At 31.3% G+C, this 22,778-nt stretch carries 20 protein-coding genes and 3 tRNA genes; 15 read left to right on the top strand and 8 right to left on the bottom strand.

All coding sequences use genetic code 11. From position 1 onward, the window contains the following. Positions 1-44 precede the first annotated feature (44 nt). Complete coding sequence (gene fbp / locus E4J94_RS10260; protein ID WP_135835709.1) at positions 45-1,061, bottom strand: class 1 fructose-bisphosphatase; 1,017 nt, start codon at positions 1,059-1,061, stop codon at positions 45-47. Between the two features lie 187 nt (positions 1,062-1,248). Between fbp and E4J94_RS10255 the strand changes: the two genes are divergently transcribed. The 3 genes from E4J94_RS10255 (at position 1,249) to meaB (ending at position 5,474) form a co-directional block, all read left to right on the top strand. Next, on the top strand, positions 1,249-2,490 hold the full coding sequence (locus tag E4J94_RS10255; RefSeq protein ID WP_135835708.1) for an aspartate kinase: 1,242 nt from the start codon (positions 1,249-1,251) through the stop codon (positions 2,488-2,490). After that, positions 2,491-4,356: a GNAT family N-acyltransferase gene (locus E4J94_RS10250; protein WP_135835707.1), complete on the top strand. Its 1,866-nt coding sequence runs from the start codon at positions 2,491-2,493 to the stop codon at positions 4,354-4,356. 146 nt (positions 4,357-4,502) lie between these two features. Next, the gene (gene meaB, locus E4J94_RS10245; protein WP_135835706.1) at positions 4,503-5,474 is read left to right on the top strand and encodes a methylmalonyl Co-A mutase-associated GTPase MeaB; all 972 of its coding nucleotides are present in this window, start codon (positions 4,503-4,505) and stop codon (positions 5,472-5,474) included. Between the two features lie 31 nt (positions 5,475-5,505). Here meaB and E4J94_RS10240 read toward each other — a convergent pair. The 4 genes from E4J94_RS10240 to E4J94_RS10225 form a co-directional block, all read right to left on the bottom strand. Continuing rightward, positions 5,506-5,579: transfer RNA gene (locus E4J94_RS10240), tRNA-Asn, on the bottom strand. Positions 5,580-5,717: 138 nt separating this feature from the next. Beyond that, entirely contained in the window at positions 5,718-6,392 is a 675-nt protein-coding gene (locus E4J94_RS10235; RefSeq protein WP_135835705.1) for a TIGR02117 family protein, read from the bottom strand. A gap of 56 nt (positions 6,393-6,448) precedes the next feature. After that, complete coding sequence (locus E4J94_RS10230) at positions 6,449-8,020, bottom strand: Rne/Rng family ribonuclease (protein WP_135835704.1); 1,572 nt, start codon at positions 8,018-8,020, stop codon at positions 6,449-6,451. A gap of 214 nt (positions 8,021-8,234) precedes the next feature. Next, positions 8,235-8,531, bottom strand: a complete 297-nt coding sequence (locus E4J94_RS10225; RefSeq protein WP_019975652.1) for an HU family DNA-binding protein — start codon at positions 8,529-8,531, stop codon at positions 8,235-8,237. An 83-nt stretch (positions 8,532-8,614) separates the two neighbouring features. On the opposite strand from E4J94_RS10225, the gene mutY reads away from it, so the two are divergent. From mutY to E4J94_RS10190, 7 genes are all read left to right on the top strand, one after another. Further along, positions 8,615-9,655, top strand: a complete 1,041-nt coding sequence (gene mutY, locus E4J94_RS10220) for an A/G-specific adenine glycosylase (protein WP_246034300.1) — start codon at positions 8,615-8,617, stop codon at positions 9,653-9,655. A gap of 38 nt (positions 9,656-9,693) precedes the next feature. Next, positions 9,694-10,146: a single-stranded DNA-binding protein gene (locus E4J94_RS10215; protein WP_038334855.1), complete on the top strand. Its 453-nt coding sequence runs from the start codon at positions 9,694-9,696 to the stop codon at positions 10,144-10,146. A gap of 15 nt (positions 10,147-10,161) precedes the next feature. Continuing rightward, positions 10,162-10,770, top strand: coding sequence for a gliding motility lipoprotein GldD (gene gldD / locus E4J94_RS10210; protein ID WP_246034299.1), 609 nt, complete (start codon positions 10,162-10,164; stop codon positions 10,768-10,770). A 73-nt stretch (positions 10,771-10,843) separates the two neighbouring features. Then, positions 10,844-12,154, top strand: coding sequence for an RIP metalloprotease RseP (gene rseP / locus E4J94_RS10205; protein ID WP_135835702.1), 1,311 nt, complete (start codon positions 10,844-10,846; stop codon positions 12,152-12,154). A gap of 65 nt (positions 12,155-12,219) precedes the next feature. Beyond that, positions 12,220-12,293: transfer RNA gene (locus E4J94_RS10200), tRNA-Asn, on the top strand. 58 nt (positions 12,294-12,351) lie between these two features. Beyond that, a tRNA-Asn gene (locus tag E4J94_RS10195) sits at positions 12,352-12,425 on the top strand. A gap of 117 nt (positions 12,426-12,542) precedes the next feature. Beyond that, on the top strand, positions 12,543-13,013 hold the full coding sequence (locus E4J94_RS10190) for an ecotin family protein (RefSeq protein ID WP_135835701.1): 471 nt from the start codon (positions 12,543-12,545) through the stop codon (positions 13,011-13,013). 68 nt (positions 13,014-13,081) lie between these two features. Here the strand turns inward: E4J94_RS10190 and E4J94_RS10185 are convergent, their stop codons facing one another. Both E4J94_RS10185 and E4J94_RS10180 read right to left on the bottom strand, forming a co-directional pair. Further along, the gene (locus tag E4J94_RS10185) at positions 13,082-14,917 is read right to left on the bottom strand and encodes an ABC transporter ATP-binding protein (RefSeq protein ID WP_135835700.1); all 1,836 of its coding nucleotides are present in this window, start codon (positions 14,915-14,917) and stop codon (positions 13,082-13,084) included. Positions 14,918-15,066: 149 nt separating this feature from the next. After that, positions 15,067-15,492 carry a DUF2147 domain-containing protein gene (locus tag E4J94_RS10180; protein WP_135835699.1) on the bottom strand — a complete coding sequence of 142 codons (426 nt, stop codon included), beginning with the start codon at positions 15,490-15,492 and terminating at the stop codon, positions 15,067-15,069. Between the two features lie 332 nt (positions 15,493-15,824). Here E4J94_RS10180 and epsC point away from each other — a divergent pair, with 332 nt between their 5' ends. The 3 genes from epsC to clpB all read left to right on the top strand — a co-directional run bounded on the left by epsC (position 15,825) and on the right by clpB (position 20,289). Further along, a complete protein-coding gene (epsC, locus tag E4J94_RS10175) occupies positions 15,825-16,598 on the top strand; it encodes a serine O-acetyltransferase EpsC (RefSeq protein WP_135835698.1) in 774 nt (257 codons plus the stop codon). Between the two features lie 12 nt (positions 16,599-16,610). Continuing rightward, positions 16,611-17,519 (top strand): cysteine synthase A, encoded by a 909-nt coding sequence (cysK, locus tag E4J94_RS10170; protein ID WP_135835697.1) that lies wholly within the window; start codon positions 16,611-16,613, stop codon positions 17,517-17,519. A 157-nt stretch (positions 17,520-17,676) separates the two neighbouring features. Beyond that, entirely contained in the window at positions 17,677-20,289 is a 2,613-nt protein-coding gene (gene clpB / locus E4J94_RS10165) for an ATP-dependent chaperone ClpB (RefSeq protein ID WP_038333249.1), read from the top strand. A gap of 55 nt (positions 20,290-20,344) precedes the next feature. Here clpB and E4J94_RS10160 read toward each other — a convergent pair whose 3' ends face one another. Further along, positions 20,345-20,854, bottom strand: coding sequence for a DUF2480 family protein (locus E4J94_RS10160; protein WP_135835696.1), 510 nt, complete (start codon positions 20,852-20,854; stop codon positions 20,345-20,347). A 100-nt stretch (positions 20,855-20,954) separates the two neighbouring features. Here E4J94_RS10160 and lpxB point away from each other — a divergent pair, with 100 nt between their 5' ends. Continuing rightward, positions 20,955-22,067, top strand: a complete 1,113-nt coding sequence (lpxB, locus tag E4J94_RS10155) for a lipid-A-disaccharide synthase (RefSeq protein ID WP_135835695.1) — start codon at positions 20,955-20,957, stop codon at positions 22,065-22,067. Between the two features lie 249 nt (positions 22,068-22,316). Beyond that, complete coding sequence (locus E4J94_RS10150) at positions 22,317-22,763, top strand: hypothetical protein (RefSeq protein WP_135835694.1); 447 nt, start codon at positions 22,317-22,319, stop codon at positions 22,761-22,763. Positions 22,764-22,778 lie beyond the last annotated feature (15 nt).

The following is a 22,778-nucleotide window of genomic DNA, read 5'->3' as shown; positions in this document are numbered from 1 at the left end:
CCACTCTATAGAGTGGCTTTTTTTATTATGTCTTATTAAAAGAATTACTTCAATTCTTCTTGACGCATAAATTCTTCCGCTTTTTCAACCATATTTTTTGAACCGCAAAAGAAAGGAATACGTTGGTGTAATTCTGTAGGTTCAATATCCATAATGCGTTGGAAACCGTCTGAAGCTTTTCCTCCTGCTTGTTCTGCGATAAAAGCCATCGGGTTACATTCATACAACAAACGTAATTTACCATTTGGATTATTCGTTCCAGAAGGATAAATATAAATTCCTCCTTTCAACATATTTCTATGAAAATCAGAACAAAGAGACCCTATATAACGAGACGTATAAGGACGATCCTCTTCTGCTGCTTGACAGTATTTAATGTAATTTTTAACTCCTTGAGGAAATTTCACATAATTACCTTCATTCACCGAATAAATATGTCCGTCTTCTGGAATACACATATTAGGATGAGATAAATAAAATGTTCCTATTCCAGGATTTAATGTAAATCCATTCACACCATTTCCTGTTGTATAAACTAGCATTGTTGACGTACCATAAATTACATAACCTGCTGCAACTTGTTTATTTCCTGGTTGTAAAAAATCTTCAATCGTAACTGGCGTACCTGGTTCTGTTACACGATGATAGATTGAAAAAATAGTTCCAACAGAAACATTAACATCTATATTAGATGATCCATCTAATGGATCAATTAACACAACATATTTACTGTTTTTTGAGTTTTTTGAAGGTTGTATAGCTATAAAATCTTCATTTTCTTCAGAAGCTATTCCACATACAACTTCACGCTGAGATAAAGTATCAATAAATGTTTCATTAGCAAAAACATCCAATTTTTGTTGTTTTTCACCTTGCACATTTTCGTTTCCGAATTCACCTAAAATATTTACTAAACCTGCTTTGTTAACTTTGTAATTAACAACCTTTGTTGCTAATTTAATGGAACTTAATAATCTAGATAGTTCACCAGATGAGTAGATAAAATCTGCTTGATTTTCTATGATAAACTCTCCAAGAGTTTGATGAGAATTTGTGTTCATAATTATGTTTTGCGCTTCAAATATCGGAATAAAACTTAGAAATAGCTAATTTCAAACGTTTGAATTTGTTCTAAATACATGAAAATCATCATTCAAATTTATTTTCATTTTAATTAAATTCGGTCAAGATTTAAGTTGTAGTTTGGTTATATTTGCAAGTTAAATATTTACAAATTTTTTTATAGAAATGAAAGTTTTCAAATTCGGTGGTGCTTCTGTGAAAGATGCAGCCGGCGTTAGAAATGTTGCAAATTTATTGCAATCTGTTGGTTACGAAAATACATGTATCATTGTTTCTGCTATGGGCAAGACAACTAATGCATTGGAAGAAGTAGTCAAACGCTATTTTGAAAATGATAATTTCGAGAAAACAATTAATGAAGTTAAAGAGCAGCACATTTCTTTAGCGACAGAATTATTTGATGATCCCACTGAAGTTTCAAATGAAATCTCTCAATTTTTTGATGATATTGTTTCATTTTTAAGAAGAAATAAATCACCAAATTATAGTTATGTATACGATCAAGTGGTTTGTTGTGGAGAATTGATTTCTACAAAGATTATCAGTATGTATCTTAATTCGATACAAATTAATAATGAATGGTTAGATGTTCGCGATTATATCAAAACAGATAATACATATCGCGAAGGAAAAGTAAATTGGGTATCAACAGAAGAAAGTATATCTAAATTACCTCAATCAGGTTTATTTATTACTCAAGGTTTTTTAGGTTCTGACAACAACTTTTTCACGACAACTTTAGGACGTGAAGGTTCAGATTATTCTGCGGCAATTTTTGCTTATTGTTTAAATGCTGATAGCATGACGATTTGGAAAGATGTACCAGGAGTTTTAAATGCTGATCCACGTTATTTTGACAATGCAGAATTGTTAAATCATATTTCTTATGAAGAAGCAATAGAGTTGGCTTATTATGGTGCATCTGTTATTCACCCGAAAACGTTACAACCGCTTCAACAAAAAGAAATTCCTTTCTTTGTAAAATCATTTTTAAATCCAAAAGAAGCAGGAACCGAAGTAGCAAAAGGTCAACCATTGGATCCAAAAGTACCTTGTTTTATCCTAAAAAGAGAGCAACATTTAATTAGATTATCAAGTAAAGATTTCTCTTTTATTACAGAAGATAAATTGAGTGGAGTTTTCAATAAACTATATGATTATCAAATCAAAGTAAATTTGATGCAAAATTCAGCAATTTCCTTATCTTTATGTCTAGAGGACAAATATGATAACCTTGATAAATTTATTATTGATATGAACGAAGAGTTTAAAGTACAAGAAGAAAACAATGTTTTATTGTATACTATTCGCCATTTCGATGCAAATTCTGATAAAGTTGTGACAAAAGAAAATGAATTATTGCGTCAGACAGTACGTGAAACATTACAAATAGTTGCTAAAGCTTAAATGAGTTTAATTACAACACAAGATATTTATTCAGCTTCAGGACTTTCTAAAATAGGTTTTTTAGGAAAGCCTGTAGCTTGGGCATTGAAAAAGGTTTTCAGTATAGATCAACTAAATGATTTATATAACAGAGGAAAACATATGCAATGTGAACCTTTTTTGGATTATTTGATTGATGATTTGGGAGTGGATTACGAAATTCACGAAGAAGATTTAAAACGTATTCCCAAAGAAGGTCCTTTTATTATTATTTCTAATCATCCGCTTGGAGCATTGGACGGAATTATTTTGATGCATTTTATGTCAAAAATCCGCCCTGACTTTAAAGTAATGGGTAATTTTTTATTGCAAAAAATTAAACCTTTAGAACCTATGATTATTCCTGTTAATCCTTTCGAAACAAGAAAAGACGCTTACAGTAGCCTTTCAGGAATGCGTGATGCTCTAAAACTTTTGAGAGCTGGTGGTTGTTTAGGAATTTTTCCTGCAGGAGAAGTATCTTTTCGTGATGATGAAAGTAGAATTATCGACAGAGAATGGCAAGAGTCAGCAATGAAGTTGATGAAGAAGTCTAAAGTTCCCGTTGTTCCAATGTTTTTTAGAGCAAGAAATAGTAATATTTTTTATCGTATTGCGAAGTTTCATCCAGACTTTCAAACAGCAATGTTACCTGCTGAAATGATGAAGAAGAGAACACGCCCAATTCAAATTCGAATTGGAAAACCTATTTTACAAAAACAACAAGATGAACATGATTCTATAGAAGATTATTCAGCTTTTTTAAGAAAGAAAACCTACATGCTTTCTTCTTATTACAAACAGAAAAGAAGTTTAACTCAAGTTCTGAAAAATCCGACAAATATTGAGTTAAAAATCCCTAATCTACCTAGTTTATCTTCTTCAAACAAAAAGATAAAAGAGATTATTCCTGAAACACCTTTAGAATTATTATCACACGATATTGAAGAATTACGAAAAGATGAGCAAGCATTACTGTTTACAAACAACAACTATGAATGTTTCTTTTCAACAGCTAAACAGATTCCAAATATCTTAAGAGAAATTGGTCGATTACGCGAAATTACTTTCCGAGCGATTGGTGAAGGTACAAATGACGAAATTGATCTTGATCGATTTGATAATCATTATCATCATTTATTTTTATGGGATAAAGACACCAACAAAATTGTCGGAGCTTATCGCATGGCAATTGGTTCGGAAGTATACGAAAAATACGGAATTAATGGGTTTTACGTACACGAATTATTTAATTTTGATCCAGAAATTCATCCTTTTTTCAAGAAGTGTATTGAAATGGGACGTGCTTTTGTTTCAGCTGAATACCAGCAAAAGCCAATGCCCTTGTTCTTATTATGGAGAGGAATCGTTCATGTAACATTGAGGAATCCACATCAAAAATTTATTATTGGTGGTGTAAGTATCAGTAATCAATTTTCTGATTTTTCAAAATCGTTAATGATTGAATTCATGAAATCCCATTATTACGACTCTACTGTAGCACAATATGTTAGAGCTAAAAATGAATTTAAGGTTAAACTAAAAGAAGAGGATAAAGAATTTATTTTCGACGAATCTGAAGCAGATTTAAATAAATTTGACAAACTAATAGATGAACTTGAACCGAACATGTTGAGATTACCTGTTTTAATCAAGAAATATATTAAACAAAACGCAAAAGTAATTGCTTTTAATGTTGATCCAAAATTTAATGATGCTATTGATGGTTTGATGTATATTAGGGTTTCTGATATCCCCGAATCTACAGTTCGTCCTGTTCTAGAAGATATTCAAGCAGAATTAGATCGTAAAATACAATCAGGAAAATTTGACGGGAATCTACTTTAAGATTCCCTTTTTTATGAAAATAAATTTAATATTATTAAGTATTTATTACTAGAAATGTAACTCCCTATATAAAAATTTCAATATTTAAATTTTCATATTTTTTTATTCTTAATTAAGATTCTATCTTTAAAATAAGATTTAATCTTATGCGAAAAATAGAACCAGAAATACTTGCTCAAAAAATAAAAGATGGAGATCGTTTTGCTTTATCAAGAGCAATAACACTTGCGGAAAGTAATCGATTAGATGACTTAAATTTAGCTCATCAAATAATTAGCTTATTACCAACTTCTAATACATCTAAAAGAATTGCAATCACTGGGATTCCTGGAGTTGGAAAAAGCACATTTATCGAGTCTTTAGGTAAATATATCATTCAACAAGGTGAAAAGGTTGCCATTCTTGCTATAGATCCGAGTAGCTCTTTGTCAAAAGGAAGTATTTTAGGTGACAAAACACGAATGGAAGACTTATCTAGAGAGGAAGGTGCTTACATTCGCCCAAGCGCTTCAAATGGATCTTTAGGAGGAATTACATCACGTACCTACGAAGCAATTTTACTTTGTGAAGCAGCTGGGTTTGAAAACATCTTAATAGAAACTGTTGGTGTGGGGCAATCAGAAACTCTTGTGAACGAAATTTCAGATCTTTTTCTATTTCTACAACTTCCTGGATCTGGAGATGATTTACAAGGTATAAAACGTGGAATTATGGAAATGGCAGATTTAATTTTCGTTAATAAATCAGATTCGTTTCAAGAAAAATTAGTGAAAGATGCAAAACTAGATATCGTTCGTTCTTTGCAATTTTTACCTACAAAATCATCACAATGGAAAAGAAAATCCATCATAGGTTCTGGATTAATTGGAAAAGGAATTCCTGAACTTTGGGAATTAGTGAATGATTATTTTAGTTTTATTAATGAGAATAATTATTATTCAACAAACAGAGAAAAACAACAATTAAAACAAGCTGAGCGTTATACAATTGATTTAATTAATCAACAATATCTAAAAGCATTGAAGGATCAACCTATTAATTTAAATAAGAATATATCAGCCTTTGATATGGCAAAAGATTGGTTGAACAATCATTCTATAAAAATCAGTATAAAATAAAAAAGACAATCAAAATGATTGTCTTTTTTTGCTCCTCCTCTTGGGCTCGAACCAAGGACCCTCTGATTAACAGTCAGATGCTCTAACCAACTGAGCTAAGGAGGAGTATCGTTAGCGATATTGTGTTGCAAATATAGAGCAAATTTTATTACTTCCAAATCTTAAAAGTGTTTTTTTTCTTTCTACAAGTCGCATTAATAGGCAACTCTTTGAAAATGAATTAGAAATAATTCAAAAAAAAATTTATTCATAATGATAAAAAATTCCTTGTTGTGTAGCTGTCCATAAAGGAGCTTCTTTATTTGCCGCTTTCAAAGCGTTTGCTGTCCAAGTATTGCAAGTAAAAAATAGACTATAACTTTCTTTTGCTTCGTAAAACGAATCACTATCTCCATAAACAGCATCCGTTTTTATTAATTCGGCTTTGTTATTTTGATTTAAATCAAAAGATTGTTTGATATAAGTGATTAGCTTCTGATATTCTTCCATACTCATATTTATTTTTTTACAATCTTCTCCCAAAGTCATTTTATCATAAAAAGTGGTATGCATTGCGGAGTCCCCCAACCAAAATGCAGCATTGAAAGCGGTTGAAAATTTAAGATCTTTCCATTCAGGTGTATCCAAATAGAAACCTTTATCACCCCAACCAAAGGCAATATATTTGTATTCTTTTTTTGATTTAGTATCCGAAAAAGGGATAAAAGTAGACCAATCAATTGCTTCAGATTTTACAGAAACGACAATATCCGTATGTACACCATTTGTCAAAATATACGCTGTGATTTGATCGTTGGGTTTTTGTTTTTCTTTGTTTACTGGAATTAATGGCAATAAAACCACTGCAAGCAGATACACCACAATTAGTAAAACTAAAACGCCTAAAGATTTCAGTAATATTCGAAAGATTTTTTTCATAGTATTTTGTTGAGTAACGAATATAAAACAAAAAACCTCGCAATTGCGAGGTCTTTTTAATTTGATTCGTTGTAAAGTGTATTATGATCTTTATCCAAGAAATTAAATTGTAAGTATTTGTACGCATCTCTCGGTACAATCTTAATCCACTTTTTATGCTTAAAAAACCATTTCATCTGAATGCTTGGCAATCCATGTTGTAAATAAGCAGCTACGAAAGGATGTACGTGCAACGACATTTTTCGTAAATCCTTATCTTTTCTATCAAGGATATTCAAGAGCACTTGTTCAATTTTATCAATTGTAACGATAGGTGCTTCAACTTCATTCGATTCTTGGTTAGGATTTTCTTCAGTTGTAACGAAATTCACTTCTGGGCGAACACGTTGTCTTGTAATCTGAATCAATCCAAATTTACTTGGTGGCAAAATCTTATGTTTTGCTTTATCTTTCGCCATTTCAGCTCTCAGATGCTCGAACAATTCTTTTTTATGTTCTACATCTGTCATGTCAATAAAATCGACCACAACAATTCCTCCCATATCACGTAATCGCAACTGACGTGCAATTTCAGAAGCAGCAATTTTGTTTACGGCAAAAGCTGAATCTTCCTGATTTTTAGAATTACGAGAAATATTTCCGGAATTCACATCAATTACGTGTAACGCTTCTGTATGTTCAATCACAAGATATGCACCTTTAGATTGTGGAATAGTTACCGTTTTACCAAAAGCTTGTTTAATTTGTCTTTCGACATTAAACTTCTCAAAAATTGGAACAAATGGATCGTCGTATTCTTTTACCAAATTAATTTTATCTGGCGCAATAACTTCCAAATATTCGCGCATTTCGTCCGCTAATTCGTCATCATCAACAGAAATTTTAACAAAATCATCATTAAAATTATCTCTCAATATAGAAGAAGCTCTGTCCATTTCGCTAAGAATTTTAGCTGGCGCTTTCTTTTTTTGAAGATTTTTAAAGATTTGAGTCCATTTATTCAATAAATAAGTCAAATCTGCCTGTAATTCTTCTGCATTCTTCTCTTCAGCAACTGTTCTGATGATTACTCCGAAGCCTTCTGGTGTTAAACCTTCTAAAATTTTGATTAAACGATCGCGTTCTGGTTTTTGTTTGATTTTTTGCGAAATCGAAACACGTTCCGAAAATGGAACTAAAACTAAATATCGACCAGCAATTGAAATTTCAGAAGTAATTCTTGGTCCTTTCGTATGGATTGGTTCTTTTGTAATTTGAACCAAAACGGAATCACCAGGAGCAAAGATTTCTGTAATTTGTCCATCTTTGTCAATCGGTTCTTCCATACGGAAGTTTTTCAATTTTTCGGTTTTGTACGTGCCGTTTGCTACAATTTTGTTGTACGCATTTGACGAACGTATTTGTGGACCTAAGTCATGATAATGTAAAAATGCATCTTTCGAATAACCAATATCAACAAAGGTTGCATTTAAACTGGGAGCTAATTTTTTGATTTTACCCAAGTAAATGTCGCCAACTGCAAAGCCATCATTTGCAGTGTCTTGATGAAATTCCATCAAGCGACCTTCATCTAAAACTGCGATGCGTACTTGATCAGCTAAGGCTGAAATCACTAATTCTTTACTCATCAAAAAATTATGTTTTTAAAAATGATAAAAGCACTTTCCAAAATTTCCATTGAAAAGTGCTATCTTGTAAAAAGACTAAATATATTAATAGCGTTGCTACTAATTATTTTTTCTTTTTGTGTCTGTTAAGACGACGACGTTTTTTGCGTTTGTGCGTCGCTACCTTATGTCTTTTACGTTTTTTTCCGCTTGGCATGATACAATTATTTTATTGTTATTTGATTACGTTTGCTTCGCTAGTCTTTACATCTTCGATGAAAGTTTTAGCTGGTTTAAATGTAGGAACGTTGTGTGCTGGGATGATAATAGAAGTACCTTTTGTAATATTTCTACCTGTTTTTTCAGCTCTAGTTTTAATAGTAAAAGAACCAAATCCTCTTAAGTATACATTTTCTCCTTCTACTAATGATTTAATCACCTCCTCCATAAACGATTCTACCACTCTTTGAGTATCGCTCTTTTCAAGTCCTAATTTACCTGAAATGTTATTTACTATTTCTGCCTTTGTCATAATTCCTCTTATTATTCTTAAATTTGAAAGCGGGTGCAAATATAACGATTGTATCCCAACAAAAAAACATTTTAATAGTTTTTATGAACTTCAACTATCTGATTTTGTCATATTTTGACGAAAATAAACGAGATTTGCCTTGGCGATATACAAAAGACCCATTTTGCATTTGGTTGTCAGAAATTATTCTCCAACAAACAAGGGTTGACCAAGGTATGAAATTTTACAATAATTTCATACAAGAATTTGAGACTATTTTCGATTTAGCAAATGCTGATGAACAAAAAGTCCTAAAACTCTGGCAAGGATTGGGTTATTATTCCCGTGCCAGAAATTTACACTTCACTGCAAAAATGATTACTGACGAATATAATGGGCAATTTCCTGATAATTTCAAAGATCTAAAAAAGTTAAAAGGAGTTGGAGATTATACTGCTGCCGCAATTGCATCTATCGTATATAATGAAGCTGTTCCTGCTGTTGATGGAAATATGTTTCGAGTTTTTGCACGATATTTTAATATTACAGATGATATAAGTTCGCCAAAAACAAAGAAGATTTTCTGGGATTTGGGTTTAGAAATCATAGATAAAAAACGTCCAGGTGATTTTAATCAGGCAGTAATGGATTTGGGTGCAACGATTTGTACGCCAAAACAACCAAAGTGTGAAATTTGTCCATTAAATGAGTCATGTGAAGCACTTCGATTGAATAGAGTAAATGAATTACCCGTCAAATTGAAAAAGACAAAAATTTCTAATCGTTTTCTACATTTTATTCTCATCGAAAATGAAGATAAAATTGCGCTATCTAAACGAATTGGAAATGATGTTTGGAAAAATTTATTCACTTTCCCAAAAATCGAAACTGAAACTGATTTATTGGATAAAGGTTGGATTTTAGATCAAAATCTTGAAAATAATTTAACTTTTATAGAAGAGGGGAAACATATATTGTCACATCAAAATTTATTTATAAAATATTGGAAATTAAACGTATCTTTAAGAGATATAACAAATTTGCAAGCAGAAAATGATTTTGAAATGATTGCTTTAAATGATCTTGAACATTATCCGCTTCCAAAACCTATAGAAAAATTTATAAATAAACATTATTTGGATTAACTTTGTAAGTAACAAGCCACTAAAAACCTATTACAACTATGAATGGAACAACGAATAAAGTACTTTTGATCGGAAATTTGGGTGATGATGTAAAATTGCATCATTTTGACGAACAAAATTGTATTGGACGATTTCCTATTGCAACGACAGAATCATATATCTCGAGAACGGGAGAACGAATTACAGAAACAGAATGGCACAATATTGTGACACGCAATAAATTGGCAGAATTATGTGATCGTTATCTGAAAAAAGGAGATAAAGTTTTTGTTGAAGGACGCATCAAAACGCGCAAATGGGACGATAACGGACAAACTCGTTATACGACAGAAATCGTAGCAAATTCAATCGAGTTTTTGACACCAAAAATTGACAATGAACAACGTCAAGCCATGCAAAATGATCAGAACAAAGTTCAGCAAAGTCAACAAAACACAACGGTTGTCGAGCCACCTTTTATAGATGAAGGAGAAGACGATTTGCCTTTTTAGAAATTAAAAAAATAAATGAATTTTACAAAACTTAACGTTTTACGTTATACAATGAATTTTAAAACTATAATAGCATTATGTAGTAGTGCTATTTTTTTTGTATCGTGTAATAAAAATGAGGAAGTTGCTAAACCTTTAGGACAAGTTCGTCTCGAATATCCGCAACAAACTTATCTATCATTCAAAGAAAATGTGCCTTATACTTTCCAATATTCAAACTTTGGAAAGCTCGTAGCGGGCAAAAAACCAAACTCTTTTAATATTGTTTATCCAAGAATGAAAGCGACAATTTACCTGACATATTTTCCAGTTCAGTCTCAACAAGATTTAATTGTCCAAATTAAAGAAAGCGAAAGCTTTGTGCAAGAACAGACAGTTAAAGCAAGTTTTATATCTCCACAAGAATTTTATTTTCCCAAAAAAAAGGTTTTTGGTACTATGTATGAATTAGGAGGAGAATCAGCCATTAATATTCAATTTCATGCTACGGATAGTGTTAAGAATTTCTTGGCAGGTTCGGTTTATTTCAAAACTCAACCAAAACCAGATTCTTTAGCTCCAGCAGTTGATTACATTAAAAAAGATGTAAAAAAATTGTTAGAAACCTTAGAATGGAAAAAATAAAAAGCGTTGATAAATAAAAACAATTAATTTTGTAGTCATTAAAAAATTAGAACATAATCAAATTTAAAATAATATGTTAATACAGATAGCTACTTTAATGCTTAGTTTGATGCTTTTAGTAATGTTGCACGAACTTGGACATTATGTAACAGCGAGATGGTTTGGTGTTCGTGTAGAACGCTTCTTTTGTTTTTTCGATGTAAAATTTGCCATTTGGAAAAAGAAAATTGGTGATACTGTTTATGGTATCGGTTGGTTACCTCTTGGTGGATATGTAAAACTTTCGGGAATGATTGACGAGAGTATGGATTTGGAACAAATGAAACAAGAGCCAAAACCATGGGAATTTCGCGTAAAACCAGCTTGGCAACGATTAATTATTATGTTAGGTGGTATTATTGTGAATATCATTTTAGCGATGATTATTTATGCAGTCTTATTCATTTCTCAAGGAAAAAGTTTTATTGATGTAAATAAAATGCAATACGGAATTGAAGCTGATACTACGCAAACTAAGTTTGGCTTACTAAAAGGTGATATTCCAGTAGGTGTAAATGGTATTAAATATCAAGCTTTAAATGAAATAGGAAAAGAAGCTTTATTAGGTGGTGAAACCTTAAATGTAAAACGTCAAGGAAAAGAAGTTTCTTTACCTATTACAGAAGATTTTAGAACAGAAATTTTAAATGCAAAAGGAGCTTTCTTTGTTCCTCAAATGCCAACTGTAGTTGATTCTGTTGTTAATAATAGTGCAGCGCAAAAAGCAGGACTACTAAAGGATGATAAAGTTGTTGCTGTTGATGGTTTTACAACGCCATTATATTCAGATGTAAAAAATAAATTAAAAGAGTACAAAGGAAAAACAACTTCTTTGAGCATCGAAAGAAAAGGTGAGCCTGTAGAATTAATGGTGAATGTTGGTAAAGACGGAACTATTGGTTTTAGTAATTCTAGAATATATTTAGAGTCTTTAATTTCTCAAGAAGATTATACAATTGGTGAAGGAATCGCAAAAGGAATTGTAGAGCCATTTGAAGCTATCGCAACGCAAGTTCGCGGAATTGGAACATTGTTCCAAGTAAAAGATGGTCGTAAACAAGTTGCTGGTCCAATTGGAATGGTAAAACAAATGCCGAAAGAATGGAACTGGTTATTTTTCTGGTCATTCACGGCTATGATTTCTGCTTGGTTAGCATTCATTAACTTATTACCAATTCCAGGTTTAGACGGTGGACATGCTGTTTTTGCAATCTACGAAATGGTTACAGGTAAAAAACCAAGTGAAAAAGTTTTAGAAAAAGCGCAAATGGTTGGAGTTGTAATTATCTTAGGATTAATGGTATTCATCTTCGGGAATGATATTGCGAACATGATTTTTAAATAAAATTTAAAATATTTTTTGTGGGTGTAAAAAATACTTCTATATTTGCACCCACAATTAAGCAACATTCCTCCTTAGCTCAGTTGGTTAGAGCATCTGACTGTTAATCAGAGGGTCCTTGGTTCGAGCCCAAGAGGAGGAGCTTTTTTAGTAAAATGTCAAACAAAGACTTAAAAATAAAATTTTAAAATATCGGATTTTCCTCCTTAGCTCAGTTGGTTAGAGCATCTGACTGTTAATCAGAGGGTCCTTGGTTCGAGCCCAAGAGGAGGAGCAAAAAAGACAATCAAAATGATTGTCTTTTTTATTTTACAAATATTTAACATTTCTTCGCGCAACCATTCTTCCTCCTTTTGCATCTTAGTAATAGAAAATAAAAAATCAATTTAGTATGAAACTTACAAGAGTATTTAGCGTTTTAGCATTATTAATGTTTACAATATCTTTTGCGCAAAAAAATAATAAAATAGATTATTCAATGTACCCAAAAGCAAAAGACGGTTATGAGCAAAAAATTATCACTTTAAAAACTTTACCTAATGAAGAAAATTATAGTATAGAAATTTTTGCAGGAAAAAAAACATTGGTTGATACATGTAATAACTTCTTTTTAGCAGGAAGCTTTGAACAGAAAACTGTTGATGGTTGGGGTTATGATTATTTCAATTTCGAATCTAATGGGAATGTCGCAGGAACTTTAATGGGTTGTTTTGATAATAAATCTGTTGAAAAAATTGTTCACGCACAATCTATTCAAACTCGTTATAACAGCAAATTACCAATCATAGTTTATATTCCTAAAGGATATACATTAGAATATAGAGTATGGAAAGCAGACGAAAAATTTAATTTAGTTAAATAATTATCTAAAAGTAATTCTTAATAAGACAAAAAAAGCTTCGATAATCGAAGCTTTTTTTGTCTTATTTCTTAATCATTAAAATTCTGCATATTAACCAAATTCGCATAAACTCCTTTTTTATCAATAAGCGAATGATGATTTCCCTCTTCTATTATTTTTCCAGCCTCCATTACCACTATTTTATCCGCATTCTGAATCGTTGATAAACGATGAGCAATAACTAAAGAGGTTCTGTTTTGCATCATATTATTTAAAGCAACCTGTACTAACTTCTCTGACTTAGTATCCAATGCAGATGTTGCTTCATCTAAAACCATTATAGGTGGGTTTTTATAAACCGCACGCGCAATACTTAAACGTTGCTTTTGTCCACCAGAAAGCTTATTTCCTCCCTCTCCTACCGATTCTTGATATTTTTCAGGCATTTTCACTATAAATTCTTCTGCGTTCGCTATTCGAGCAGCATTTACTACTTTATCCTCACTTGGAGATTTATCTCCTAATGAAATATTATTAAAAATTGTATCATTAAACAGAATAGAATCTTGAGTCACTAATCCAAATAACAATCTATAATCGTAAAGTTTTATATGCTTTATATCAATTCCATCAATTAGAATTTGGCCTGATTTAACATCCCAAAAACGAGTAATTAAATTTGCTAAAGTTGATTTTCCAGAACCAGATTGCCCTACTAAAGCAACCGTTTCTCCTTTGTTAATCGTTAAATTAAAATCTTTAATCACATCATGTTTTCCATAAGCAAATGTCACATTTCTAAACTCAATTTTATCTTCAAACGCATTAATTCCTTTTGCATCTGGAACATCTTTTATCGAAACATCAGCATCCAAAACTTCAAAAATTCTCTTTGCAGAAACTTCTCCTTTTTGTACATCTGATAATGCTTTCGAAAAACGTTTAATCGGATCTAATAATGTATAAAATGTTGCGATATAAAAAATAAATTGTGAACCTGTTAAACCATTTCCTTCTAACGATAATTTTCCTCCAAAAAATACAATTAATCCAATTGTAACAGCACCTAAAAATTCACTTGTTGGTGAAGCCAAAGCACGTTTTTTCATTACTTTTTGAAGATATTTTCGATATCGATTAATCGATTCATCAAAACGTCCTTTTACTTGATCTTCAGCATTAAAAATTTTGATAATCTTAAGCGAAGAAAGTGTTTCGTCTACATAAGTAATAATGTTAGATAATTCGTCTTGCGCATGAGCAGCAGCTTTTTTCAGACTTTTTCCAATCAACGAAATAATTGTTCCCATAATCGGAAAAACCAAAATAGCGAAAATTGTTAATTGATAACTAACTGTAAATAATACCACAACGAAAACAATAATCATAATTGGTGAACGAACAATCTCTACAATAGAATTTAAGATGTTAGATTCTACTTCGTTTACGTCGCTTGAAATACGATTAATCATATCACCTTTTCTTTTTTCAGTAAGATAAGCAACTGGTAAATCAATAATTTTGTTGTGAATATCTACACGTAAATCACGTGTTACACCAGAACGTAAATCGACTAAACAAGTTTCGGAAAGAAAACTGAAAATATTTCGAAATAGAAATGCAATAATAAATATCACACACGAAATCGCTAACACATAAACTGGTCCTTCTGTTTGAGAAAGCTCATTCATATAATAAGCTGAATAATCTGAAAAAAATTGTTTTAGATCACCCAAATCACCAGAATAAATAGGTTTTGCGATAACTCCAGTTGTTTTTTCACCAAACAAAACACTCAAAATTGGCATCATAAAAGCCAATGCAATTACATTGAAAAGTGCATAGAGTAAATTGAATACAATCGCTGTAACAAACGAAGTTCTATATGGTTTTGCGTACGAGAACGCTCTTTTAATTAAACTCATTGATGTATTTTAAAAAATCAAAACGTTAGTTTTGAAGCTACAAATTTACGCAAAAAAAATAATGACTATTCTTTTAGAAATAGTCATTATAGAGTAAAATTTTGTGGGTTTGATTACTCAGAGTAACCTTTTCGTTTTTGTTTTGATTTTTATTTAACTCGTTGCCAAGTTTGCGTTCTTCCTACAAGAGAAATTCCGATAAAACCTCTTACGTCTAATTTATCATTTCCGTTAAGAGACATTTTTGCTTTGTATTCCTTTCCACTATTAGGATCAAGGATTTTACCTCCATTCCATTCTTTTCCGTCTTTTTTAAGACCAGAAAGAATTTGCATTCCTAAAATTGGTTTATTTTTTAATGCTCCTGAACAATCTGTACATTTTGCATCTTCTTTTCCTTTCGTTAAAATCTTAGTGACTTTACCATAAAGTTTTCCATCTTTCTCGAAAATCTCTACGTAAGACTTCGCCTGTTTTGTCTCATCATCAATTGTTTTCCAAATTCCAATTGGTGATTGCGCATACATTAAAGATGTCAACATAAAGAATAATCCGAATAAAATTGATTTTTTCATATTTTTATCCTTTAAAATTTATTTCACTAAAATAACTATTTTTTAGTGTAAATAAAACACTATGCTTTATTTTTTATTAAAATAATCTCTTTTAAACACATAAATTTACCTATAATATTAATTATCAATTGCTTAATTTGGTAAATAATTTTAAATAAATAATTATTTATTTTATTCATAAAAGTCAAAATAGTGTATTATTATGCTTACATAGTAATAATAAAAACGAAAACATTTTAATGGTTTTTGTCATTTATTCGACAATTTCTTCTTTAAAAATAAAAAAATGAATACATTTGTCTACTATTTTTATAGAGTTTATAGATTTAAGAATGAATCAGCTTACGAAATACAGTTTACCATTTAGAAAACAAGAAGTAGAACCGTTGATAGAATCCATTATTTATGATGAGATTTTTCAACAACCAAATCCTTTGTACAAGAAAGAAGATTTACTCTATCAATTCAATTCTATTTTGTTAAAAATTGTTCCTGAGGAGAAATCGAATCAAATTAGTTTATACTTTTTTGAACAATTAAAACAACTTAGACAAGAATTAGAAGAACTGATTTTTGTTTTTTATGCAAATGATCCTGCATCTAAATCAGAAATTGAAATCATTTTAGCATATCCTGGCTTTTTTGCAATTGCAATTCATCGTTTAGCACATATTCTCTATAAACTGAATACGCCAATTCTTCCACGTTTTTTCTCAGAATATGCACATTCTAAAACTGGAATTGATATTCATCCTGGAGCTACAATTGGAAAAAATTTTTATATCGATCATGGTACAGGAATTGTGATTGGAGAAACAACATTGATTGGTGATAATGTAAAAATTTACCAAGGCGTAACATTAGGAGCGTTTTATGTTTCGAAGAATTTGGCTGATAAAAAACGTCATCCAACAATAGAAAACAATGTCACAATTTATGCTGGAGCAACTATTTTGGGAGGAACAACTGTAATTGGAGAAAATTCTGTAATCGGTGGAAATGTTTGGATTACAGAAAGTATAGAAGAAGATTCTGTTGTCTATCAAGAGAATCAACCGCAAATAAAAAAACAAAAAAAAGAACAACATATCAATTATATCATCTAAAACCTTACAACAATGATTTACAATAATGTATTAGAAACTATAGGAAATACACCAATTATTAAACTGAATAAATTATTTCCTAACCATAATGTTTATATTAAAGTAGAAAAACAAAATCCAGGTGGATCAATCAAAGATCGTATTGCTTTAGCAATGATTGAAGATGCTGAAAAAGCTGGAATTTTAAAACCTGGAGGAACAATTATAGAACCTACTTCGGGAAATACAGGAATTGGCTTATCATTTGTTGCAGCTGTAAAAGGTTACAAAATGATTATCACAATGCCGGAATCGATGTCAATTGAACGTCGTAAAATTATGGAAGCTTATGGTGCTGAATTTGTTTTAACTCCAAAAGAATTAGGAATGAAAGGCGCTATTGCAAAAGCTCAAGAATTAGCCGAAACAATAGAAGGCGCTTGGGTTCCGCAGCAATTTGAGAATAGTTCGAATCCGACAGTTCATTACAATACAACAGCAAAAGAAATTCTTTCTGATTTTCCACAAGGAGTTGAATATTTAATCACAGGAGTTGGAACAGGTGGACATCTTTCTGGAATTGGAAAAGCATTGAAAGAAGTTAATTCTTCAACAAAAGTTATCGCTGTAGAACCAACAGATTCTCCTGTCATTTCAGGAGGAAATCCTGGTCCACACGCGATTCAAGGAATTGGAGCAGGCTTTATTCCAACTAATTTAGATACTTCAATCGTTGATTCTTCTATTCAAATTACAAAAGAAGAAGCATTTGAATTTGCAAAAAAAGCTGCTAAAATAGAAGGTTTATTTGTCGGAATTTCGACAGGAGCTTCGCTAGCTGCAGTTGCTAAAACATTGAATGAAGTAGACAAAGATACGAAAATATTAACTGTCAACTACGATACTGGCGAACGCTATTTATCAGTAGAAGGTTTATTTTAAATACTATAAAAATTTTTAAACGAAAGGAGATATTGTCAAAATGTCTCTTTTTTTTATTCAATAAAGTCAAAAAGTCAGTTTTTAGGTTTTATTTCTACTTTGGAATTTTTTTTGATGAAATACAACAAACAAAACCAATATAAAAAACTAAAAACCAATGGATTTTAATCAATTTACAATAAAGGGTCGTGAGGCGATTCAAGCAGCGCAGCAAATTGCAGTTGCTCAAAAAAATCAAGCAATAGAACCAGCTCATATTTTAGGCGGAATGATAGATGTTGATGAAAACGTATTATCATTAATCTTAGAAAAACAAGGTGTAAAAATGGATATGTTGAAACCTGAGCTGGATTTAGAAATCAATAAATATCCAAAAATTGAAGGTCAACAAGGAAATCATCTTTCCAATTCATCTAACCAAATTTTGCAATCTGCACAAGAAATTGCAAAAGAGATGAACGATGATTTTATCACATTAGAGCATTTATTATTAGGTATAATCAAGAATGTATCGCCTGTAAGTCAGTTATTAAAAAATAGAGGTGTAACATTCGACAACACAAAAAAATTAGTAACAGAATTGAGAAACGGAGAAAGAGTAACTTCTGAAAACGCAGAAGGAACATATAATTCATTAAACAAATATGCTAAAAACTTAACAGATTTAGCAAAAGAAGGAAAATTAGATCCTGTAATTGGACGTGACGAAGAAATTCGTCGTGTTTTACAAATTCTATCACGTCGTACAAAAAATAACCCAATCCTTATTGGTGAACCAGGTGTTGGTAAAACCGCTATAGCAGAAGGTTTAGCGCATCGTATCATCAATGGAGATGTTCCTGAAAATCTTTTGAATAAACAAATTTTTTCATTGGATATGGGAGCTTTGGTTGCGGGTGCAAAATACAAAGGTGAGTTCGAAGAGCGTTTGAAAGCCGTTGTAAAAGAGGTAACTGCTTCTAATGGAGAAATAATTTTGTTCATCGATGAGATTCACACGCTTGTTGGTGCTGGCGGCGGAGGAGAAGGCGCAATGGATGCAGCAAATATACTGAAACCTGCTTTAGCTCGTGGTGAATTACGTTCGATTGGTGCTACAACTTTGAATGAATATCAAAAATATTTTGAAAAAGATAAAGCTTTAGAGCGTCGTTTCCAAAAAGTAATGGTAGAAGAGCCAGACGAAGAATCAGCAATTTCTATTTTACGTGGAATCAAAGATAAATACGAGCAACACCATAAAATTGGAATTAAAGACGAAGCAATTATTGCGGCTGTAAAATTATCAACACGTTATATTACAGATCGTTTTTTACCAGATAAAGCCATCGATTTGATGGACGAAGCAGCTTCTAAGTTGAGAATGGAAATGAATTCTAAACCAGAAGATTTAGATAAATTAGATCGTAGAATTATTCAATTAGAAATCGAAATTGAAGCGATAAAACGTGAAAATGATGAGAAAAAATTGAATCTTTTGAAAGAAGAATTATCTAATCTTCAAGATGAAAGAAATCAATTGAATTCGAAATGGGAAGCGGAAAGAAATCGTGCCGATGAAGTTCAAGATTTAAGAAAATCTATCGAAAATATCAAATTCGAAATTGAACGAGCAAAACGTGATTATGATTATGCAAAAGCTTCCAAATTAGAGTTTGAAGATTTAGTTAATGCAAAAAATAATTTAGAAGAAGCTGAACATAATCTTGAAGAAAATAAACAAAATAAACTGGTTAAAGAGTTTGTTGATGCAGATGATATTGCAGAAGTTGTATCAAAATGGACTGGAGTTCCAGCTCAGAAAATGATGCAATCAGACCGCGAAAAATTATTGAATTTAGAAAGCGAATTACACAAACGTGTCCTTGGACAAGAAGAAGCAATTACAGCTGTTTCTGATGCAATTCGTCGTTCTCGCGCAGGTCTTAGTGACGAAGGAAAACCAATTGGTTCGTTCTTATTCTTAGGTTCGACTGGTGTTGGGAAAACTGAGTTAGCAAAAGCTTTAGCTGAATTTTTATTCGATGATGAAAATGCAATGACTCGTATCGACATGTCCGAATATCAGGAGCGTCACGCAGTTTCTCGCTTGGTTGGTGCACCTCCGGGTTACGTTGGTTACGACGAAGGTGGTCAGTTAACAGAAGCGGTTCGTCGTCGTCCTTATTCAGTTATTTTGTTGGACGAAATTGAGAAAGCGCATCCAGATGTTTTCAATATTTTGTTACAAGTTTTGGATGACGGACGTTTGACAGACAACAAAGGTCGTGTAGTTAACTTTAAAAATACGATTATCATTATGACATCGAATTTTGGTTCGCATACGATTTTGGATAAATTCTCAAATATTGACGAAAACAATGTGGCACAAGTTTATGATGAGACAAAAGATGTAGTTTTTGAAGAATTGAAACAAAACTTTAGACCAGAATTTTTGAATCGTATTGATGAAATTATTTTGTTCCGTCCATTGAGTGAAAACCAAATTTCCGGAATCGTGAATATCTATTTAAGCGGAGTTGCGAAGAAATTAGCACAACGTGATATTACATTAGATATTACGCCAGAAGCTGTCGATTATTTAGCAAGAAAAGGTTACGATCCACAATTTGGAGCACGACCATTGAAACGAGTTATTCAGCAAGATGTATTAAATGAACTTTCGAAAGAAATTTTGAAAGGAACAATAAATGATAATGATGCGGTTTTAATCGATTATTTCGAAGAAAAACCTGGAGATAATAAATTAGTTTTCAGAACTAATCAATAAGTATATTACGATTTTATTCATGTGTAGAAAATCCGCTCAAAGAGCGGATTTTTTTTTATCTCTTCTTTTTATAAAGCGGAACTGTACTACAAGCCTCGCCAAACATCAACGAACTTACAATTGGTTGTAAACGTTCAATTAATTGAATATAAGCCGAATCTGGAACTGGCTTGTGTGAACAACCTTTCACAATTATTTTTCCATCAACATAATCTTCATAAGGCAAATGATCTACAATTTCTGTGTACAAAATCGTATCTAAATCTTGTAAGCTTCCGTGTACAACTCGTTTTGCAATTGGCGACAAGTAGGTTGCAACCAATAAGTAAGCCCAAGACGGAACAATCGCATCCGCAGTACACGTCAATGCCACATATTTATCTTGGTATTGAGTCCAATCATGATTTTTAAGATTTTCTCTAAAATCTTTTTCTCTAAGAATCAACTCTTCATATAACCAATCTTTCAAGTCAAAAACAACACGTTCTCCATCTGGATAAAAATCCTGCAAATCGATTGTTACTAAACTACTATTGGCAACTTTATTTATAATTTCGTCTGACATTATTCTTTATTTGAAAGAGTAAATTTACGCAATAAAAAACATTGAAATCTACTCTACTTATAGATTTCTCCTATCTTTGTAAGAAGAAAAATTATTTCCATTGAAATACTATATCATTGCAGGTGAAGCTTCGGGCGATTTACACGCATCGAACTTAATGAAAGAATTAAAATTAAAAGATCCACAAGCTGAATTCAGATTTTGGGGAGGAGATTTGATGCAAGCGCAAGGCGGAACTTTGGTCAAACATTACAGAGATTTGGCTTTTATGGGTTTTGCCGAAGTTGTAATGAATTTGAGAACGATTTTAGGAAATATTTCTGTAGCCAAAAAAGACATCGAAACTTATCAGCCAGATGCAGTTATTTTAGTTGATTATCCTGGTTTTAATTTGAGAATTGCTGAATTTGTAAAAAGTCTTGGAATTAAAGTTTACTATTATATTTCGCCACAAATTTGGGCTTGGAAAACAGGTCGAGTTCATAAAATCAAAAAAGTTGTCGACAAAATGTTTGTGATTCTTCCGTTTGAAGAAGAATTTTATCAACGTTACGATTACAAAGTAGATTTTGTTGGAAATCCATTATTAGATTCGTTGAATAATCTTCCACCAATTGATGAACAACAATTTAGAAAAAATTATAATTTAGACGAAAGACCAATTATTGCTTTACTTCCTGGAAGTCGAACGCAAGAGATTAAAGTCAAATTACCTTTGATGCTTTCTGTGGAAAAAGATTTTCCCGATTATCAATTTGTTGTCGCTGGAGCTCCATCTCAACCGATCGAAAATTATAAAAAAATTGCAGGTAACAACTTGAAAATTGTAGAAAATAAAACCTACGATTTATTACGTGTTTCTCATGCAGCTTTGGTTACATCTGGAACTGCAACTTTAGAAACTGCCTTATTAAAAGTTCCAGAAGTTGTTTGTTACAAAGGAAATGCAATTTCGTACGAAATTGGAAAACGTGTCGTAAAAAACATTCGCTTTATTTCATTAGTCAATCTTATTATGGATGAAGAAGTCGTGAAAGAATTGATTCAGTATGATTTAACTTACAAAAATATTAAGCAAGAATTAAATTTAATTTTAAATTCTCCTAAACGTGAAAAAATCATGAATAGTTATGAAGAATTATATCACAAACTTGGAGGAATTGGCGCTTCTGAAAGAACTGCAAATCTTATTATTGAGGATTTAAAAAAATAAAATAGAAAACAATAAAAAGTTCCACGCAACCTTTTATTGTTTTTGTAATCTTATAAACATAGATGTCATTCAGATCTAATTATTAAAATGTTTCGAATTGACCTAACTAAAAGTTTACAACCTTTTCTAACAATTCAATCCTCTTGACTTTCAAGAGGATTTTTTAATTTTACAATGTTAAAATTTAAATTTGTACGCAACCTTTCTTAAAATCTATATCTTATTTTTATAACAATTAAAATTTACACAATGAAATTAATGAAAAGATTAAGCATGTTTGCTTTGGTAGGGATTTTAGGTTTATCAACATTTAGTTGTTTAAATAATGATGATTCAGATTTTGTAAACTATGGTTTCTTTACAACAGAAGGAGTTACTGTTAACCAAGATTCTATTAAACCCATAAATGAAATAACAAATATTAAAGTTAATTATTCTAAGACAAATTCATGTCAAGAATTTATACAATTTAGTTTATTAAAAGGTAATCAAGATGATTCTATCCAATATATTGGTGTTTTAGGATCTCAAGGAAGTGGGCAATCTTGTTTACCTTCGACAAGTATCGAATCTAAAAATTTAAAATTTAAACCTAAAAAAGCAGGTAAATACACATTGAAGTTCTGGACAGGTAAAGATTCAGAAAATAAAGATACTTTTAACGATTCTATCGTTTTAGATATTAAAGAAAAATAAATAATTATATCATAA

Source organism: Empedobacter tilapiae (genome assembly GCF_004785645.1).
In the GTDB taxonomy this organism is placed as follows: Bacteria; Bacteroidota; Bacteroidia; order Flavobacteriales; family Weeksellaceae; genus Empedobacter; species Empedobacter tilapiae.
The sequence above is the reverse complement of the archived record's forward strand: the minus strand, read 5'-3'. Positions and strand labels throughout refer to the sequence as shown.

Bases quoted from the DNA above. Each gene is read 5' to 3' on its own strand.
- fbp (WP_135835709.1), bottom strand. From the start codon at position 1,061: ATGAACACAAATTCTCATCAAACTCTTGGAGAGTTTATCATAGAAAAT.
- E4J94_RS10255 (WP_135835708.1), top strand. From the start codon at position 1,249: ATGAAAGTTTTCAAATTCGGTGGTGCTTCTGTGAAAGATGCAGCCGGC.
- E4J94_RS10250 (WP_135835707.1), top strand. From the start codon at position 2,491: ATGAGTTTAATTACAACACAAGATATTTATTCAGCTTCAGGACTTTCT.
- meaB (WP_135835706.1), top strand. From the start codon at position 4,503: ATGCGAAAAATAGAACCAGAAATACTTGCTCAAAAAATAAAAGATGGA.
- E4J94_RS10235 (WP_135835705.1), bottom strand. From the start codon at position 6,392: ATGAAAAAAATCTTTCGAATATTACTGAAATCTTTAGGCGTTTTAGTT.
- E4J94_RS10230 (WP_135835704.1), bottom strand. From the start codon at position 8,020: ATGAGTAAAGAATTAGTGATTTCAGCCTTAGCTGATCAAGTACGCATC.
- E4J94_RS10225 (WP_019975652.1), bottom strand. From the start codon at position 8,531: ATGACAAAGGCAGAAATAGTAAATAACATTTCAGGTAAATTAGGACTT.
- mutY (WP_246034300.1), top strand. From the start codon at position 8,615: ATGAACTTCAACTATCTGATTTTGTCATATTTTGACGAAAATAAACGA.
- E4J94_RS10215 (WP_038334855.1), top strand. From the start codon at position 9,694: ATGAATGGAACAACGAATAAAGTACTTTTGATCGGAAATTTGGGTGAT.
- gldD (WP_246034299.1), top strand. From the start codon at position 10,162: ATGAATTTTACAAAACTTAACGTTTTACGTTATACAATGAATTTTAAA.
- rseP (WP_135835702.1), top strand. From the start codon at position 10,844: ATGTTAATACAGATAGCTACTTTAATGCTTAGTTTGATGCTTTTAGTA.
- E4J94_RS10190 (WP_135835701.1), top strand. From the start codon at position 12,543: ATGAAACTTACAAGAGTATTTAGCGTTTTAGCATTATTAATGTTTACA.
- E4J94_RS10185 (WP_135835700.1), bottom strand. From the start codon at position 14,917: ATGAGTTTAATTAAAAGAGCGTTCTCGTACGCAAAACCATATAGAACT.
- E4J94_RS10180 (WP_135835699.1), bottom strand. From the start codon at position 15,492: ATGAAAAAATCAATTTTATTCGGATTATTCTTTATGTTGACATCTTTA.
- epsC (WP_135835698.1), top strand. From the start codon at position 15,825: ATGAATCAGCTTACGAAATACAGTTTACCATTTAGAAAACAAGAAGTA.
- cysK (WP_135835697.1), top strand. From the start codon at position 16,611: ATGATTTACAATAATGTATTAGAAACTATAGGAAATACACCAATTATT.
- clpB (WP_038333249.1), top strand. From the start codon at position 17,677: ATGGATTTTAATCAATTTACAATAAAGGGTCGTGAGGCGATTCAAGCA.
- E4J94_RS10160 (WP_135835696.1), bottom strand. From the start codon at position 20,854: ATGTCAGACGAAATTATAAATAAAGTTGCCAATAGTAGTTTAGTAACA.
- E4J94_RS10150 (WP_135835694.1), top strand. From the start codon at position 22,317: ATGAAATTAATGAAAAGATTAAGCATGTTTGCTTTGGTAGGGATTTTA.